10 protein-coding genes and 2 pseudogenes are annotated in these 19,837 nt (G+C 32.0%); 5 read left to right on the forward strand and 7 right to left on the reverse strand.

The features are described from left to right. Positions 1–150: 150 nt before the first annotated feature. On the forward strand, positions 151–1,446 hold the full coding sequence (locus tag JBKA6_RS05285; RefSeq protein WP_096686570.1) for an aminopeptidase P family protein: 1,296 nt from the start codon (positions 151–153) through the stop codon (positions 1,444–1,446). A 174-nt stretch (positions 1,447–1,620) separates the two neighbouring features. Here JBKA6_RS05285 and JBKA6_RS05290 read toward each other — a convergent pair whose 3' ends face one another. The 4 genes and pseudogenes from JBKA6_RS05290 to JBKA6_RS08110 form a co-directional block, all read right to left on the reverse strand. Then, entirely contained in the window at positions 1,621–3,006 is a 1,386-nt protein-coding gene (locus JBKA6_RS05290; protein WP_096686572.1) for a BspA family leucine-rich repeat surface protein, read from the reverse strand. A 282-nt stretch (positions 3,007–3,288) separates the two neighbouring features. Further along, the gene (locus tag JBKA6_RS05295; protein ID WP_096686574.1) at positions 3,289–5,169 is read right to left on the reverse strand and encodes a DUF5018 domain-containing protein; all 1,881 of its coding nucleotides are present in this window, start codon (positions 5,167–5,169) and stop codon (positions 3,289–3,291) included. Positions 5,170–5,664: 495 nt separating this feature from the next. Further along, positions 5,665–10,197 (reverse strand): tail fiber domain-containing protein, encoded by a 4,533-nt coding sequence (locus tag JBKA6_RS05300; RefSeq protein ID WP_096686576.1) that lies wholly within the window; start codon positions 10,195–10,197, stop codon positions 5,665–5,667. Then, positions 10,180–10,428: pseudogene (locus tag JBKA6_RS08110) on the reverse strand (hypothetical protein); the annotation flags it as partial. The gene JBKA6_RS05300 and the pseudogene JBKA6_RS08110, both read right to left, overlap by 18 nt. A 137-nt stretch (positions 10,429–10,565) precedes the next feature. On the opposite strand from JBKA6_RS08110, the gene JBKA6_RS05310 reads away from it, so the two are divergent. From JBKA6_RS05310 to JBKA6_RS05320, 3 genes are all read left to right on the forward strand, one after another. Further along, complete coding sequence (locus JBKA6_RS05310; RefSeq protein ID WP_096686580.1) at positions 10,566–11,165, forward strand: transposase; 600 nt, start codon at positions 10,566–10,568, stop codon at positions 11,163–11,165. Next, complete coding sequence (locus tag JBKA6_RS05315; protein ID WP_157776958.1) at positions 11,162–11,371, forward strand: transposase; 210 nt, start codon at positions 11,162–11,164, stop codon at positions 11,369–11,371. Before JBKA6_RS05310 ends, JBKA6_RS05315 begins: the two co-directional genes overlap by 4 nt. A gap of 305 nt (positions 11,372–11,676) precedes the next feature. After that, positions 11,677–12,975, forward strand: a complete 1,299-nt coding sequence (locus tag JBKA6_RS05320; RefSeq protein ID WP_096686059.1) for an IS1380 family transposase — start codon at positions 11,677–11,679, stop codon at positions 12,973–12,975. A gap of 171 nt (positions 12,976–13,146) precedes the next feature. On the opposite strand, the gene JBKA6_RS05325 is transcribed toward JBKA6_RS05320, so the two are convergent. Next, entirely contained in the window at positions 13,147–14,247 is a 1,101-nt protein-coding gene (locus tag JBKA6_RS05325; protein WP_096686584.1) for a hypothetical protein, read from the reverse strand. A gap of 318 nt (positions 14,248–14,565) precedes the next feature. On the opposite strand from JBKA6_RS05325, the pseudogene JBKA6_RS08175 reads away from it, so the two are divergent. Beyond that, a pseudogene (locus tag JBKA6_RS08175) lies at positions 14,566–14,734 on the forward strand (IS256 family transposase); the annotation flags it as partial. 55 nt (positions 14,735–14,789) lie between these two features. Here JBKA6_RS08175 and JBKA6_RS05330 read toward each other — a convergent pair. After that, positions 14,790–18,467, reverse strand: a complete 3,678-nt coding sequence (locus JBKA6_RS05330) for a hypothetical protein (RefSeq protein WP_394340184.1) — start codon at positions 18,465–18,467, stop codon at positions 14,790–14,792. Between the two features lie 6 nt (positions 18,468–18,473). Further along, positions 18,474–19,709: a hypothetical protein gene (locus tag JBKA6_RS05340; protein WP_157776959.1), complete on the reverse strand. Its 1,236-nt coding sequence runs from the start codon at positions 19,707–19,709 to the stop codon at positions 18,474–18,476. Between the last annotated feature and the right edge of the window lie 128 nt (positions 19,710–19,837).

Here is a 19,837-nt window from a genome sequence, read left to right on the forward strand (position 1 = left end):
TGTTTGAATTATTTTCAATCCGATTTGTTTTGCAAAAATATCTAATTTTGACACAAGTAATAAATTCAGTTTATGTGCTGATTTTTTAATAAAACCCTTGTCTTCTCAGTCTTTAGGCGGGAAGTTTTTTTTATAAATTTTTTAAAAACTATGAGATATCTATCCATACCTAATGAATTATTCATACACAACAGAAATGAGTTTATAAAGAATATAAAGCCTAATTCTTTAGCTGTGTTTAATTCTAACCCTATAGTAAACACTGGCGCTGATAGCACTATGCCATTTTATCAACACAGAGATATTTTCTTTTTATCTGGAATAAATCAGGAGGATAGTATTTTGTTGTTGTTTCCAGATGCTGTAGAGGAAAAACACAGAGAGATTTTATTTTTGAGAGAGACTAACGATCACATAGCAGTTTGGGAAGGAGAAAAGTTGACAAAGCAAAAAGCTCGAGAGATATCAGGTATAGAAACTATTTATTGGACTAGTGACTTTGACAGTGTTTTCAAAATTTTAGTATTCCAATCCGACAGAATATATCTCAATACAAATGAGCACTTGAGAGCTAATGTTGAAATTCCCAACAGAGAGTTAGATTTTATAAAAAAATGTAAAGAGAAATATCCTTTGCATGAGTATGGGAGGATATCTCCTATTATGCATAAAATACGTTCTGTAAAACACAAAATAGAATTAGAATTACTTCAACGAGCTTGTGATATAACAGAAAAAGGTTTTAGAAGATTATTGAAATTCGTAAAACCCGATGTTATGGAATACGAGTTGGAGGCAGAGATGATTCACGAATTTGTATGTAATAGATCGAAGGGATACGCATATACTCCTATTATTGCCTCTGGAGCAAATGCATGTATATTACACTATATTGAAAATAATAATAAGTGTAAGGATGGAGATATGATACTCATAGATGCTGGAGCGGAATACGCTAATTACTGTTCTGATATGACTCGCTGTATGCCTGTAAATGGAAGATTTACCGATAGACAAAAGTCTGTTTATAATGCTGTGCTGAACGTTAAAAAAGGTGCAGAAGAATTATTGAGGCCAGGGCTCTTATTAAGTGAATATCACAAAGAGGTGGGTAAGATGATGGAAAAAGAATTATTAAATCTAAAACTAATAGATAAAACTGATATTAAAAATCAATCTAAAGACAATCCAGCATATAAAAAATATTTTATGCATGGGACATCTCACTTTTTAGGTTTAGACACTCATGATATTGGATTTTTTCACGAGCCTATAAAAGAAAATATGGTTTTCACCATAGAGCCTGGAATATATATAAGAGAAGAGTCTTTGGGGATTAGATTAGAAGATGATGTAGTTATTCAATCACAAGGGGCTCCATTTAATCTAATGAAGAATATCCCAATAGAAGTAGAAGATATAGAGTCGGAAATGATGGCTAGGTAGTATTTTATTGTCTTTATGTTATTCCAAAACTGTGTTATTTGGTACAGACCATTTTTTAGTAGTACCTAATAGCTAAAAAAGCCGCTTAGAAATTTTCTAAAGCGGCTTTTAGGTAAAAGTAATAATCTAGTTTAGATTTAGATGTTGAAAAAGATATTACTAACTGTTTTTATTTTAAACTGATGTTAGTTTATTTATCCCCTCAGGCTTATTAGTAAAATTGGTATCACTGTTAGTCCCCATAGCTGAATTAAGAAACATGTTTGTGCTCTTTTTAGCTGCTTCAGATAAAGTCCAACTTTTTAAATTTTGACTGAAAGATGTAGCTCCGCAAAACATGTTAGACATATATTTAACCTTAGAAACCTTCCAATCTTTAATGTTACAATTAAATTTAGCAGCCTCTGCAAACATATTAAACATGTTTGTAACATTAGAAACAGTCCAGAGACTAATATTTTGATTAAAAGATATAGCGCCGTTAAACATACCAGACATATCTCTAACATTAGAAACAATCCAATTGCTTATATTACCATCAAAAGCTTTAGCAAATTGAAACATACCAGACATATTAATAACCTTAGATACATCCCAATTGTTTAAGTTTTGATTAAAATTTTCAGTTGCTGAAAACATAGACTTCATATTATTAACCTTAGATACATCCCAATTATTTATATTGCTATTAAAATTTATAGCTCCGTAAAACATATTAGACATGTCGGTAACTCCTTGTAGATCTGGGGCATCTGAAGGTAAAGTATTTAGGTTGGCGCAATGTTTAAAATAACTTCCTATGTTACCAAATTTTAAATCTCCCCAAGATGAAATACCTATTATCTTGTCTGTATTAGAACAACCAGAACTCGGGGGACTAGTTCTTTTACAACTGAAAACTTTACCAAAGTTAAAACCTTCTATTTTCCCTGTAATAGTTATAGTTTTCTCACCTGATGTTTTATATATGTGACTTGTATTGGGGTCATTATGAGAAGTAATATTTTGTTTTTCTGTATCATCTCCCCAATCTACAGTAAAGTCATAGTCTCCGCCATCGTAAATAGGTAATATTATCGTTTTATCTGCACTTAAATTCCATTTGGAGATAAACTTTTTTAGGTTGTAACTAAGTGTTACAGTATATTCTTTAGAATTCCCCTTCTCATCTGTAACGGTGTATTTTACAGGATTTGTAAAATCTTGGGGTTCAGTTGCTAAAGGGCTTATTTGAATACCTTCAGGGATAGATACTGAAGGAACTAAACTCTTTATTAATTTTTCGCTTTTATATGATAATTCCTCTTCGATTGATAATGAGATAGTTCCATTTTCGTGGTTAATCTCTCCTGAAATTTTCTCTTCTAATCCGATAGTATTCGGGCTAATGTCAAACGCTGATAATAGTTGGATCTTATCAGAACCATTCGTAATTTGAGAACCATTTGTAACTTGTTGATCTTTATCACAGGAGGTAAATAAAAGAGAGATACTTGCAAAAAGTAATAACGCACTCTTTGAGATTAAATTAGTTGTATTTAGTTTAAATTTTCTTTTCATGATTTTATTTTATAATTTTTGTTAAACAAATAATCAAACGTCTACCTAAGTAGGTTATTCTAAATAAGAACCAATTTAATTAAAGTTTTTTAAAAAACTAACTTTTAATAAAGATATATTGATATTTAGCAGTTTTTTAAATGTAAAAACTTAGAATCTTATTGACTTAGCCAGATTATATTTTTTTTAAAAAAGTTTCAAAATAAGAAACTATATAAACAGAAACAGGCAGTCTATTACGGCTACCTGTTTTTCATAGTGAGGTAAGTAAATAATTATAATCTAACTTGTAGTAACCTTAACCCAATAATGCCCTACTACATTACTGCTACTACCACTAGTGTCTTTAAGAGTATATTTTACTTCTTTTTCATTAGAAAAATCATTTGGTCCAGCAGGATCTACTGTTAAAGTAAGACCAGAAGGAGAAGGAGTAATATCAAAAGTAAGTGTTAAATTATTTAAACCAGTAGTACTAGAAGGTAAATTGACAGTTATAACTCTAGTGCCTGCATCAACAGAAGTTATATTTGCTCCAGCAGGAGGAGTATTAATAGTTATATTACCTGTAGTTATAGTTTTAGTAGAATCATATATATAAACATCATAAGTTTTTTGTGTACTAGTATCCTCAGATGTTACTGTATATGCTTTTGAATCATCATACGAAGTAAAAGTTTGAGCTCCAGTTGGAGAAGTTATAGTAGCATATTCTGATTGTGTTATAGTAGGAGTTGTATTTGCTGGAAGAGCAGTCACGGGTACAACTATTCTTCCTTTACCACCAGTGGCAGTGCTAGGGTGTGTAATATTACCTTGATCAGAATTAATTGCAAATGTTTTAATTTGCGCTTCAGTTGATTTTTTCCTTACTGTCACAGTATACACTTTAGTGAAATCGGGAGCTGAAGTATCATTAGATCTTACAGTATAAGTAACAGCGGAAGCAAAACTTTGAGCAGAAACAGTAATATTCTCAGCATTCGCTACTGTGATTGTAGGGGTTAGATTTTGATTTAAATCGACAGCGCTAGGTACAACTAACTTTATAGTACCAGCAGAGTGGTCAATTGTTCCTGCTACGTCATCAGGAGTTATACTATTTCCAGAATTATTACTGGAAGTAAATTTAAAGTCACTAATATAAGGCCCTTTAACTGCCCTAACAGTATAAACTCTTTGAGAGCCCGTATCAGTTTTTGTAAGAGTAAATGTTTTATTGCTTATATCTTCAGATATTACTGAACCACTAGCTGGACTTAAACTATGCTCTTCAGGAATAATAACAGTAGGAGCTAATCCAGCTAGATCAATATCATTAGCGCCTTCTTTAGGAAACTTTAACAGGATAGTGCCAGTACCATCATTCAAATTAGAGACAGTTGTAACCACATTACTAGAAATACCCTTTGAAGTATTAGGAGATATTGTAAAAGATGTCAAAACTGGAGCATCTTCCTTAATTAATCTTACCTGATAAATCTTTTTTGCTCCATCTTGAGCTGTTAGAGTATAACTTACTGATTCACCACTAGTAAAATTTAAAGGATATTGATCTGCTGGATTAACTAAAACATCAGCAGTAGCATCTATACTAGGCTTAAGACCTTCTAACACAGTGCTGCTTGGAAGTGTCAAAGATATAGTGAGATTATCATGATCTATTACTCCATCTACATCTGTTATAAGTCCCTTACCATCATTTACATCCTTTACCAATTTAAAGGAATTGATATGAAAATCGGTGGACAAAGACTTGGTAATATTTACTGTATAATTCTCAAAACTACCATCTTCTGCTGTTACCTTAAATGTTTTTTGATAAATATTAGGACCTAATATATATTCAAAGTCTACTTCCTCGCCACTCGAAGGAGAGATACTAGCTTTGTCTGAAATATCTATTTTAGGTTTCAATCCTTCTAGGATAGCATTATGGGCAACAGTTATGGATATTCTATAATTAATTGAATCTATAGTGATCTTTAAATTCTCACCAATATATTTACCTTTATTATCAGAGTCTAAAAACTTAAATGATTTAATGAATTTCTCTGAGCTCAGGTCAACTACCTCCTTTTCTTTCTTACATGAAGAAAAAATCACTAATAAAAACACAAAAGAGAAAATAATACTCTTTACAAAATAAATTGTCTTAAACATAATTTTAATGATTTAATTAAAAAAAACCACTAATCCCCTAAATGCTATAGCATTAAAAGGATTAGCCATAAGCTTTATCCTATTCTTTTCCCAAAAATACAGAGAGCTGAATATCTGAGCCAAGGTAATAGTAATTATTTAAACTGAGGGAGTTTTTTAACCTGAGTTGGATTAATAAATCACTCGAACCATTTTATTTTATTAGCGTTTAAAGAAATGTCTTTTAGTTTTTGGCTCTTTTATGTTTATGAGGCGATTTAGCGGAAATTTAACAATTTTTGCGTAAAAAAAACACTCGATTTTTCACAACTACTATTCTGTTTAGTCTCAGTTAATTCAGGGCTTTCAATAATTTTTAGTAAGTAAATTATTAATCGAACTTAGGTTATCTAGTTTTTATAATGATTTTTGAAAAATCTATTGGACAGAGTTTAATTTACCTTCTCTATTTATCCTCATCCCTAAGGGCTAGTGTTAGTTAACATATTTCAGATATTATTTTTTTGTTAAACTTTTAAGATCTTTAACACCTTTAACATCTAGAATCTTAGCTTTACTTAATATATTAATTAAATTCTTAATCTCTTTTCTGGAATTAGAAAGTTCTTCCTTAAGAACCTTAACTTCTTGTTTAAGAATGCTACTTTCTTTTTCTAAGTCTGCTACATGATTGAAAACAGCTTGGGTAGCTGAAATATTTAAAGTGGTAAGACCATCGTAATCTACTGATCTTAAATCATCTACTTGCTTACCATATACAAATACTTTATTTGGAGATACCTCATATCCTAACTCTACCACAAAAGCATTAGCACTTTTTATTTCCTTTACTCTAACTAAACTCTCTTGGTCATCATCCAAAACTAATTTTACCATGTCTCCCTTAGAAAAACCGTGAGATTTTTTTGTGGTAATTGATATCATATTATCAATAGTTTCTATCGATTTCGAAAATTCATAGACGCTAGGAATCACACCACTATTCTTTTCTACAATATTTGGAGCTATACCTTCTATCTGCTGAGCTATTACTTTTTTAAAATGCTGATCACCCATTTTATTAGTATCTCTCATAGTGTAATCCGTGATTTCTATATCTAAAAGTTTTTTAAGGTCTGATTCTTTATCTGAAATGCCTATTATGCTCTTGATACGTTTATCAGAAGAGAGTTTTACGCCATTTGCATAAACATTTCCTAGTAAGTGAATTTCAGTAGTCCTACTATTACCAATGGTTACAGTATTATTTCCTTTTCCTGTAGCGCTATTACCTATAACTATCTCATTAGAGCTGTTATCTGCTTTCGCTTTAGCATTATCTCCTATGAAAATAGAATTATTTGATGTCAGGAGAGATGATCCGTCAGCAATATAATAAGCATTATTTCCTATAACTATATTACTATCCCCTCTAGTTATTGTACGTAAAGCATTTGTCCCTATAGCTATATTATCACTCCCTTTAGTTATTTTATATAAAGGATATGAGCCTATTCCTATATTTCTTAATCCATTTACTAAGCTGTATAAAGAATAGTATCCAATAGAAGTATTCATATAACCTGTAGTGTTAAAAGCGAGAGAATGAGCGCCAATAGAAGTATTCATATAACCTGTAGTGTTAAAAACGAGAGAATAAGCGCCAATAGAAGTATTCATATAACCTGTAGTATTATTTCTCAAACTTTTAAAAGCAAAAGCCGTATTCTGATAGCCAGTGGTTATGGCATTACCAGAGCTTATACCTAAAAAACTATTTTCTTCACCAGTACCGGAAACAGCACCAGCAACACCTCCACTAGTTCCATTACTGCCCTTTCCTGACCATTTAGTTATGAGATTATCAGTCCCTACTTTTAGCAGGTTATCAGAACTAATATCTTCCCAATTAGGATCAGAAGGTGGGGTAGGGGTGGTTTTAGTGATAGTGACAGAAGATCCAGTTCTATTATAAAAAACTCCATCGTAAAGAACTACATCACCTGCATTATAAGTAAACCCTCTTATCATTTTACTTCTTTTGTTAAAGCCTGCACTGTGCAATATGCCTCCTAAATGAGTAGATGTAATACTACCTTCCTTACCTATGACTACAGTATTATTTCCTTTTCCTGTAGCGTCATCACCTATAACTATCTCATTAATGCTGTTATTTGCTAGCGCTTTAACTTCAGCTCCTATGAAAATAGAATTAGTTGATTCAGTGAGAGCTGTTGATCCGTCAGCAATATAATAACCGGCCTCACTTCCTATAGCTATATTTTTATTCCCTGTAGTTATTTTATGTAAAGTATATGGCCCTATAGCTATATTTTTATTCCCTGTAGTCATTTTATATAAAGGGTGTGAGCCTATTGCTACATTTTTTCCTCCATTTACTAATTTGTATAAAGAAGCGTATCCAATTGAGGTGTTCCTATCACCTATAGTGTTAAAAGCTAGAGAATAAGCGCCAATGGAAGTATTTCTATAACCTATAGTATTATCCCTCAAACTTTCAAAGCCAAAAGCCGTATTCTGATAGCCAGTGGTTATGGCATTACCAGATTTTATACCTAAAAAACTATTTTTTTCACCAGTACCAGTAACAGCACCAGCAACACCTGCACTAGTTCCATTACTGCCCTTTCCTGACCATTTAGTTATGAGATTATCAGTCCCTACTTTTAGCAGGTTATCAGAACTAATATCTTCCCAATTAGGATCAGAAGGTGGGGTAAGGGTGGTGTTAGTGATAGTGACAGCAGATCCAGTTCTCTTATAAAAAACCCAATCGTAAAGAACTACATCACCTACATTATAAGTAAACCCTCTTATCATTTTACTTCTTTTGTTAAAGCCTGCACTGTGCAATAAACCTCCTAAATGAGTAGATGTAATACTACCTTCCTTACCTATGACTACAGTATTATTTCCTTTTCCTGTAGCGTCATAACCTATAACTATCTCATTAGAGCTGTTATCTGCTTTCGCTTTAGTATTATTTCCTATGAAAATAGAATTATTTGATGCCTGGAGAAATGTTGATCCATCAGCAATAAAATAACCAGTTTTATGTCCTATAGCTGTATTACTATTACCTCTAGTCACATTATATAAAGCATATGCCCCTACAGCTGTATTTCTATTTCCTATAGTCATCATATATAAAGGATGCGTGCCTATTCCTACATTTCTTTCTCCATTTACTAATCGGGATAAAGAAGCGTATCCAGTTGAAGTATTCTGAATACCTGTGGTGTTATTAGCTAGAGAATATGCGCCAATAGAAGTATTCCTATGACCTGTAGTATTATTTTTCAAACTTTCAGAGCCAATAGAAGTATTCCTTTCACCTATAGTATTATCTCTCAAACTTTCAAAGCCAAAAGCTGTATTCTGATAGCCAGTGGTTATGGCATTACCAGAGCTTATACCTAAAAAAACATTTTTTTTACCAGTACCAGTAACAGCACCAGCAGTGCCTCCACTAGTTCCATTACTGCCCTTTCCTGACCATTTAGTTATAATATTGTCTCTTGGGTCTTTTATAAGAGTATTGTTTTTATTTATCTTTTCGTCTAATTTCTTCCCCTGAGCCGCTGATAAGGCCTTATCAGGATCATTAGTAACTAAATCATCTACTACATCAGATATATTTAATTTAGTATCTATTTCTATCTTAAGAGCTTTTCCTTGTGCTGCTGATAATACTTCTGTAGCATCAGTGCTATTTAAATTATTTATTATCTTACTCTTATCAATCTTAGCTTGTATCATTCCAGATAATATTCTGCCCTGGTTTGCTGATAATGCGTTACTCGCATCAGTAGATGTCAACACGTCTAGTACATTTACTTTGAAACTGGAATCTAACTTATTGTTTATTTGATCCTTAAGAAATTTACCCTGTGCTGCTGATAAGGCCTTATCAGGATCATTAGTAACTAAATCATCTACTACATCAGATATATTTAATTTATTATCTATTTCTGTCTTAAGAGCTTTTCCTTGTGCTGCTGATAATACTTCTGTAGCATCAGTGCTATTTAAATTATTTATTATCTTACTCTTATCAATCTTAGGTTGTATCATTCCAGATAATATTCTGCCCTGGTTTGCTGATAATGCGTTACTCGCATCAGTAGATGTCAACATATCTAGTACATTTACTTTGAAACTGGAATCTAACTTATTGTTTATTTGATCCTTAAGAAATTTACCCTGTGCTGCTGATAAGGCCTTATCAGGATCATTAGTAACTAAATCATCTACTACATCAGATATATTTAATTTATTATCTATTTCTGTCTTAAGAGCTTTTCCTTGTGCTGCTGATAATACTTCTGTAGCATCAGTGCTATTTAAATTATTTATTATCTTACTCTTATCAATCTTAGGTTGTATCATTCCAGATAATATTCTGCCCTGGTTTGCTGATAATGCGTTACTCGCATCAGTAGACGTTAATTCATCTAACACATTCACTCTTAAACTGGAACTGGAACTTAAATGTAAATGGTCTATTTCATCCTTAAGGGCTTTGCCTTGTGCTGCTGATAAGGCCTTAGTGGCATCATTAGTGGTTAAATTATTTACTATATCAGATATATTTAATTTGGTACCTATTTCTGTCTTAAGAAATTTACCTTGTGCTGCTGATAATACCTCTGTAGCATCATTGCTATTTAAATTATTTATTATCTTACTCCTATCAATCTTAGTTTTTATCATTCCAGATAATATTCTTCCCTGATTCGCTGATAATGCTTTACTCGCATCAATAGACGTTAATTCATCTAAAACATCTACTCTTAAACTGGAATCTAACTTATTGTCTATTTGCCCCTTAAGGACTTTTCCTTGTGCTGCTGATAAGGCCTTATTAGGATTATTAGTGGTTAAATTATCTGCTATATCAGATATATTTAGTTTAGTACCTATTTCTGTCTTAAGAAATTTGCCTTGTGCTGCTGATAATACCTCTGTAGCATCAGTGCTATTTAAATTATTTATTATCTTACTCTTATCAATCTTAGTTTTTATCATTCCAGATAATATTCTTCCCTGATTCGCTGATAATGCTTTACTTGCATCAATAGACGTTAATTCATCTAAAACATCTACCCTTAAACTGGAATCTAACTTATTGTCTATTTGCCCCTTAAGGACTTTTCCTTGTGCTGCTGATAAGGCCTTATTAGGATTATTAGTGGTTAAATTATCTGCTATATCAGATATATTTAATTTAGTATCTATTTCTACCTTAAGGACTTTTCCTTGTGCTGCTGATAATACCTCTGTAGCATCATTGCTATTTAACCTGGATTATTCATGGTTATATTTCAATATTGGGTATAAAGTGTTAATTTTAGTAGGGTTAACTAAAAAACAACGACTTTATATAAGGCCCAAAAATGAGGAATAAAAACACATTATTTTATAGAGGGAAGACTTCTGTTGAATTAACTTTTTCATCATCAGAAATTAGTTCTGATGGATCTTTAATCATGCTTGAAAAACTAGAACCAGATCATAGATTGATTCATTATTACAGTAAGTTTTTACTTGATACTCGAGACTCTAGATTTATTACTTATAGCAGAAGGTATCAGTTAAAGCAAAGGGTTTATATGATCATGTTAGGCTATCAAGACGCCAATGATGTTAATCATTTACAGAATGATCCTTTATTCAAAGATGTTCTTCAAGGTAATTTGGCCTCTCAACCCACTATATCAAGATTTGAGAATAGCTTGGATAAACAGGCTGTCTTTAAGTTTTGTTATGCGTGGTTATACAAATATGTTTTAAGTTTATCTGGTCGCAAGAGAATAGTTATTGACGTAGATTCAACCGATGATCCAACTCATGGCAGTCAACAATTGTCAATGTTTAACGGTTATTATGGTCAATTCATGTACAATGAACTATTTTTTCATGATGGAGATACAGAGCTAGATTATTCTTCCTGTACTCCGCCCGAGGAAACAGTCATTCTAATAAATGGCATGTGAGTATTTTAAAGCGAATAATTATCAAAATACGTAAGAGATACCCAGAGATGGAAATAATTATTAGAAGTGATAGTGGCTTTGGTTACGCTCCTTTTTACCAATTAGTAGATGATTTTGATTTACTATATGTGACAGGCATAGCGAGCAATGAAGTTTTAAAAAGAAAGGTATCTCGGTCAAAAAATGCTGTAAAAAAATGTATTTAGATCAGGGAGAGAAGCACCAACATTTTATCAGTTTCAGGTACAAAGCTAAGAGTTAACATAAGCCTCAACAGTGCTATTCTAAAGTTGAGAGTACTGGATTAGGGATGAACATAAGGCATTTTTCTAGTAATATTCCCCAAAAGAATGCTAGAGAAATTTACTTTGACTTTTATGTTAAAAAGAGGTGATTCAAGTGAAAATAGAATTAACCCAGATTATTCATAGTTACCCTTTAAATATTGCGCATAAAGTGTTAATTTTAAGGCATTAAAGTCCAAAGAAACATACTTTAATATAGCCCAAAAATGAGGAATAAAAACACATTATTTTATAGAGGGAAAACTTCTGTTGAGTTAACTTTTTCATCATCAGAAATTAGCTCTGATGGATCTTTAATCATGCTTGAAAAACTAGAAAGAGATCATAGATTGATTCATTATTACAGTAAACTTTTGCCTGATACTCGAGACTCTAGATTTATTACTTATACCAGAAAGCAACAGTTAAAACAAAGGGTTTATATGATCATGTTAGGCTATGAAGACGCCAATGATGTTAATCATTTACATAACGATCCTTTATTCAAAGATGTTCTTCAAGGTGATTTGGCTTCTCAACCTACTATATCAAGATTTGAGAATAGCTTTGACAAACAAGCTGTTTTTAAGTTTTGTGATGCGTGGTTATACAAATATGTTTCAAGTTTATCTGATCGTAAGAGAATAGTTATTGACGTAGATTCAACTGATGATCCAACTCATGGCAGTCAACAATTGTCAATGTTTAACGGTTATTATAGTCAATTCATGTACAATGAACTATTTTTTCATGATGGAAAAACAGGACAGATTATCCTTCCTGTACTCCGCCCAGGAAATAGTCATTCTAATAAATGGTATGTGAGTATTTTAAAGCGAATAATTATCAAAATACGTGAGAGTCACCCAGAGATGGAAATAATTATTAGAAGTGATAGCGGCTTTAGTTGCGCTCCTTTTTACCAATTAGTAGATGATTTTGATTTACTATATGTGACAGGCATAGCGAGCAATGAAGTTTTAAAAAGAAAGGTATCTTGGTCAAAAAATGCTGTAAAAAAAATGTATTTAGATCAGGGAGAGAAGCACCAACATTTTATGAGTTTTACGTACAAAGCCAAGAGTTGGCACAAGCCTCAACAGTGCTATTCTAAAGTTGAGAGTACAGGATTAGGGATGAACATAAGGCATTTTTCTAGTAATCTTCCCCAAAAGGATGCTAGAGAAATTTACTTTGACTTTTATGTGAAAAGAGGTGATTCAAGTGAAAATAGAATAAAAGAAGTTAAAAATATGTGTTTTTCTGATCGTTTGTCAAATCATAGTTTTCTTGCTAATTTTTTTCGACTTATGATGAGTAGTCTTGCCTATGAAATGTTTTTATTACTGAAACAGAAGATAAAGAAAACAAGATTTGAAGTAGCAAAAAAATGGTTAATCAGTTCGATTAGAACCTATCTTCTCAAGGTAGGAGCAACGATTAAAATTACCAAAAGGCGAATCTATTATCAGCTATCTAAATCTTTTGTTTACAAGGGTTTATTTCGGGAAATTATTACCCAGTAACGGTTGTTTATTTGTGAAATGAACAACCTTGGGATAGTTACGCCTTGTCGTTAAAAAACCATGTAAAAACACTAAAAAAGAGCATTGTCATCCTAAAAAAAGGTGCAAAAAAACGACAAAGAAGATGAGTTCTCTTCGATTAGTAAAAAAGTTAAGGAAAAAATATCACGTCTAATCTATTTTAGTATGACTATGAATAATGCGGGTTAAATTATTTATTATCTTACTCTTATCAATCTTAGTTTGTGTCATTCCAAATAATATTCTTCCCTGATTCGCTGATAATGCTTTACTTGCATCAATAGACGTTAATTCATCTAAAACATCTACCCTTAAACTGGAATCTAACTTATTGTCTATTTGCCCCTTAAGGACTTTTCCTTGTGCTGCTGATAGGGCTTTATTAGGATTATTAGTGGTTAAATTATCTGCTATATCAGATATATTTAATTTAGTATCTATTTCTACCTTAAGGACTTTTCCTTGTGCTGCTGATAATACCTCTGTAGCATCATTGCTATTTAAATTATTTATTATCTTACTCTTATCAATCTTAGGTTGTATCATTCCAGATAATACTCTTCCCTGATTCGCTGATAATGCTTTACTCGCATCAATAGACGTTAATTCATCTAACACATCCACCCTTAAACTGGAATCTAAATAGTCTATTTGATCCTTAAGGGCTTTGCCTTGTGCCGCTGATAATACCTTTGTGGCATCATTGCTATTTAAATTATCTACGATCTTATTCTTATGGATCTTAGTTTGCATCCTTTCAGATAGTATTCTGCCCTGGTTAGCTGATAGAGGAATGGCGCTACTATGAGAACTTAGATTATTTATAACGAGGATTTTCCTAGCAGTATAGGCGTACATAGAATACGGAACACTAAGCAACTTACCCTTTCTCTTTATATCGTATTGCCCATTATTATTCAGATCTAATTCTGTTTTAATCATATGAGGAACTTCCCAATCTAAATCTGTTAATTTGAGAGTTTTATAATCTTTAGTTCTACTTCCATCGCCTATATTTAAAGACGCTACGCCGCCACTATTAGTCTTAACTCTGTGAGTTTCGCTATATACGGTCTTCTCGCTAAGGGAAGCGTTATTAATAAATAATGTTATTCGTATATTGATAAAACTATCCCTTAATACATTGCCTTGATCATCTCTTATTATAGCTTGATAACTTAACTTATCAGGAAAAACTTGGGAAAAAGCATATGTGTTAACCATTATAAATAAAAGACCTATTTTTTTCATAATTTTTTTTCTTTAGAGGTAAAAAGAAATATTGTTATACCCGCATTGGGATACCAATGCAATTTAAACTATTTTTATAGATTAAAAAAAAAGATCCAACAAGACTAATTTAACCCAGATTATTCACAGATATATTGTCAATATTTAGGCATAAAGTGCTAATTTTCTTATGAAAGATACCATAGAAGTTTGCTTTGGCTTTTGTGTGAAGAGAGGTGATTAAAATGAAAATAGAATTAAAGAAGTTAAAAATATGTGTTTTTCTGACAGGTTATAAAATCATATTTTCTTGGCTAATTTTTTTAGATCTATGACAATAGAAAGTATACTAGAAATAAATTGTTATTTCAAACAGATGCTTCTGTTATAAAATCTACCTTTTTAGCTCTGAGAAAGGCTGCAAAAAAAATGGTCTAAACTGATAACAAATTGGGGAATAATTTTGAATCAATTTTTAAGCATTTTTGACGAAAGAGTTCGACTATGAATAAAAATAAAAAAATATGTCAATTTTTTATTTACATACTTTAAGGGATAGAGTCTTATTTTTTTGTCAAAGCTTTGGTATCCTCCTTATTGATGATATTTGATTTACTTAGTAATTTAATTAAATTACCCAACTTTTGTTTAGTAGAAGATAATTCTTTCTTGGTAGAGGTAAGCTTTTCCTCAGTAGCAGAAAGTTTTTTTTTAGTAGAAAGAAGCTCTTCATAAACAGCTTGGGTAGCTGAAATATTTAAAGTAGTAAGACCATTGTAATCTACTGATCGCAAATCATCTACTTGCTTACCATATACAAATACTTTATTTGGAGATACCTCATATCCTAACTCTACCGTAAAAGTATTATCGTTTTTTATCTCTTTTACTTTAACGAAAGTATTTTGATCATCATCCAAAACTAATTTTACCATGTCTCCCTTAGAAAAACCGTGAGATTTCTTTGTAGTAATTGATGTGATATTATCAATAGTTTCTGCCGATTTAGAAAATTCATATACGCTAGGAATCACACCACTATTCTTTTGTACAATATTTGGAACTATACCTTCTATCTGCTGAGCTATTACTTTTTTAAAATGCTGATCACCCATTTTATTAGTATCTCTCATAGTGTAATCCGTGATTTCTATATCTAAAAGTTTTTTAAGGTCTGATTCTTTATCTGAAATGCTTATTATGTTTTTGATACGTTTATCAGAAGTGAGTATTACGTCAGTTGCATAAACAGTTCCTAGTAAGAAAATACCATCATTATTAATATTACCAATGGTTATAGTATTATCCCCATGTCCTATAACGTCATTACCTATAACTATCTCATTAAGGCTGTTATGTGTTTTCGGTCTAGCATTATTCCCTATGAAAATAGAATTATTTGATGTCTTGGGATTTATTATTTTGTTAGTAGGAGGAGTACCGGCATCATATCCTATAGCTATATTACGATTACCTGTAGTCACACCAGATAAAGTAAATGTCCCTATAGCTATATTATCATCCCCTGTAGTTATATAATATAAAGGATGTAGACCTATTCCTATATTTTTTGTTCCACTTACTAAATTGTGTAAAGAAGATCTTCCAATAGAAGTATTCATAGAACCTGTAGTGTTATTAGCGAGAGAATATGCGCCTATAGCTGTATTTTCCCTACCTGTAGTATTATTTTCCAAACTTTTAAAGCCCAAAGCTGTATTCTGATAGCCAATGGTTATGGCATTGCCAGAGTTTATACCTAAAAAGCTATTTTCTATACTATAACTAGTTCCTCCACTAGTTCCATTACTGCCTCTTCCTGACCATTTAGTTATGAGATTATTATTCCCTACTTTTAGCAGTTTATCAGAACTAATATCTTCCCAATTAGGATCAGAAGGTGGGGTAGGGGTGGTTTTAGTGATAGTGACAGCAGATCTAGTTCTCTTATAAAAAACCCCATCGTAAAGAACTACATCATCCACATTATAAGTAAACCCTCTTATCATTTTACTTCTTTTGTTAAAGCCTGCACTGTGCAATATGCCTCCTAAATGAGTAGATGTAATACTGCCTTCATTACCTATTACTGCCGTATTATTCCCTTTTCCTGTAGCGTCATAACCTATAACTATCTCATTAATGCTGTTATCTGCTAGCGCTTTAACATTATCTCCTATGAAAATAGAATTAGTTGATTCAGTGAGAGCTGTTGATCCGTTAGCAATATAAAAACCAGCATCATTTCCTATAACTATGTTACTATTACCTGTAGTTACATTAAATAAAGCAGATGTCCCTACAGCTATATTTTTACTCCCTGTAGTCATTTCATATAAAGGATGTGAGCCTATTCCTACATTTTTTGTTCCATCTTCTAAGTTGTATAAAGAAGCATATCCAATAGAAGTATTCCTGTAACCTCTAGTGTTAAAAGCGAGAGAATATGCGCCAATGGAAGTATTTCTATAACCTATAGTATTATCTCTCAAACTTTCAAAGCCAAAAGCCGTATTCTGATAGCCAGTGGTTATGGCATTACCAGAGCTTATACCTAATAAAATATTTTCTCTACCAGTATAAGCAGCAGTACCAGCAGTACCTCCACTAGTTCCATTACTGCCCTTTCCTGACCATTTAGTTATGAGATTGTCTCTTGGGTCTTTTATAAGAGTCTTGTTTTTATTTATCTTTTCGTCTAATTTCTTCCCCTGAGCCGCTGATAAGGCCTTAGCAGGATCATTAGTAACTAAATCATCTACTATATCAGATATATTTAATTTAGTGCCTATTTCTGTCTTAAGAACTTTTCCTTGTGCTGCTGATAATACCTCTGTAGCGTCAGTGCTATTTAAATTATTTATTATCTTACTCTTATCAATCTTAGGTTGTATCATTCCAGACAATATTCTGCCCTGGTTTGCTGATAATGCGTTACTTGCATCAGTAGATGTCAACACATCTAGTACATTTACTTTGAAACTGGAATCTATTTGATCCTTAAGAAATTTACCCTGTGCTGCTGATAAGGCCTTATCAGGATCATTAGTAACTAAATCATCTACTACATCAGATATATTTAATTTATTATCTATTTCTGTCTTAAGAGCTTTTCCTTGTGCTGCTGATAAGGCCTTATCAGGATCATTAGTAACTAAATCATCTGCTACATCAGATATATTTAATTTATTATCTATTTCTGCCTTAAGAGCTTTTCCTTGTGCTGCTGATAATACTTCTGTAGCATTAGTGCTATTTAAATTATTTATTATCTTACTCTTATCAATCTTAGGTTGTATCATTCCAGATAATATTCTGCCCTGGTTTGCTGATAATGCGTTACTCGCATCAGTAGATGTCAACACATCTAGTACATCTACTTTGAAACTGGAATCTAACTTATTGTCTATTTGATCCTTAAGAAATTTACCCTGTGCTGCTGATAAGGCCTTATCAGGGTCATTAGTAACTAAATCATCTACTATATCAGATATATTTAATTTATTATCTATTTCTGTCTTAAGAGCTTTTCCTTGTGCTGCTGATAATACCTCTGTAGCATCATTGCTATTTAAATTATTTATTATCTTACTCTTATCAATCTTAGGTTGTATCATTCCAGATAATATTCTGCCCTGGTTTGCTGATAATGCGTTACTCGCATCAGTAGATGTTAATTCATCTAACACATTCACGCCTGAACTGGAACCAGAACTTAAATGTAAATGGTTTATTTCATCCTTAAGGGCTTTGCCTTGTGCTGCGGATAATGCCTTAGTAGGATCATTAGTGATTAAATCATTTACTATATCAGATATATTTAATTTAGTGTCTATTTCTGTCTTAAGAAATTTTCCTTGTGCTGCTGATAATACCTCTGTAGCATCATTGCTATTTAAATTATTTATTATCTTACTCTTATCAATCTTAGTTTTTATCATTCCAGATAATATTCTTCCCTGATTTGCTGATAATGCTTTACTTGCATCAATAGACGTTAATTCATCTAAAACATCTACTTTGAAACTGGAATCTAACTTATTGTCTATTTGCCCCTTAAGGACCTTTCCTTGTGCTGCTGATAAGGCCTTATTAGGATCATTAGTGGTTAAATTATCTGCTATATCAGATATATTTAATTTAGTATCTATTTCTATCTTAAGGACTTTTCCTTGTGCTGCTGATAATACCTCTGTAGCATCAGTGCTATTTAAATTATTTATTATCTTACTCTTATCAATCTTAGCTCATATCATTCCAGATAATATTCTTCCCTGATTCGCTGATAATGCTTTACTTGCATCAATAGACGTTAATTCATCTAAAACATCTACTTTGAAACTGGAATCTAACTTATTGTCTATTTGCCCCTTAAGGACTTTTCCTTGTGCTGCTGATAAGGCCTTATTAGGATTATTAGTGGTTAAATTATCTGCTATATCAGATATATTTAATTTAGTATCTATTTCTACCTTAAGGACCTTTCCTTGTGCTGCTGATAATACCTCTGTAGCATCGTTGCTATTTAAATTATTTATTATCTTACTCTTATCAATCTTAGTTTGTATCATTCCAGATAATATTCTGCCCTGGTTCGCTGATAATGCTTTACTTGCATCAATAGACGTTAATTCATCTAAAACATCTACTTTGAAACTGGAATCTAACTTATTGTCTATTTGCCCCTTAAGGACTTTTCCTTGTGCTGCTGATAGGGCTTTATTAGGATTATTAGTGGTTAAATTATCTGCTATATCAGATATATTTAATTTAGTATCTATTTCTACCTTAAGGACTTTTCCTTGTGCTGCTGATAATACCTCTGTAGCATCAGTGCTATTTAAATTATTTATTATCTTACTCTTATCTATCTTGTTTTTTAATCTATCTGACAATACTTTTCCTTGATTTGCTGATAATGCTTTACTCGCATCAGTAGATGTTAATTCATCTAAAACATCTACTTTGAAACTGGAATCTAACTTATTGTCTATTTGCTCCTTAAGGACTTTTCCTTGTGCTGCTGATAATACCTTTGTGGCGTCATTGCTATTTAAATTATCTACGATTTTATTCTTATGGATCTTAGTTTGTATCCTTTCAGATAGTATTCTGCCCTGGTTAGCTGATAGAGGAATGGCACTACTATGAGAACTTAGATTATTTATAACGAGAATTTTCCTAGTAGTATAGGCGTACATAGAATACGGAACACTAAGCAGCTCATCCTTTCTCTTTATATCGTATTGTCCATTATTATTCAGATCTAATTCTGTTTTAATCATATGAGGAACTTCCCAATCTAAATCTGTTAATTTGAGAGCATTATAATCTTGAGTTCTACTGCCGTCGCCTATATTTAAAGACGCTACGCCATCTCTATTAGTCTTAACTCTGTGAGTTTCGCTATACACGATCTTCTCGCCAAGGGAAGCGTCATTGATAAATAATGATATTCGTATATTGATAAAACTATCCTTCAATACATTGCCTTTATCATCTCTTATTAGAGCTTGATAACTTAACCCAGATTATTCATAGTTACCCTTTAAATATTGCGCATAAAGTGTTAATTTTAAGGCATTAAAGTCCAAAGAAACATACTTTAATA

Source organism: Ichthyobacterium seriolicida, assembly GCF_002369955.1.
In the GTDB taxonomy this organism is placed as follows: domain Bacteria; phylum Bacteroidota; class Bacteroidia; order Flavobacteriales; family Ichthyobacteriaceae; genus Ichthyobacterium; species Ichthyobacterium seriolicida.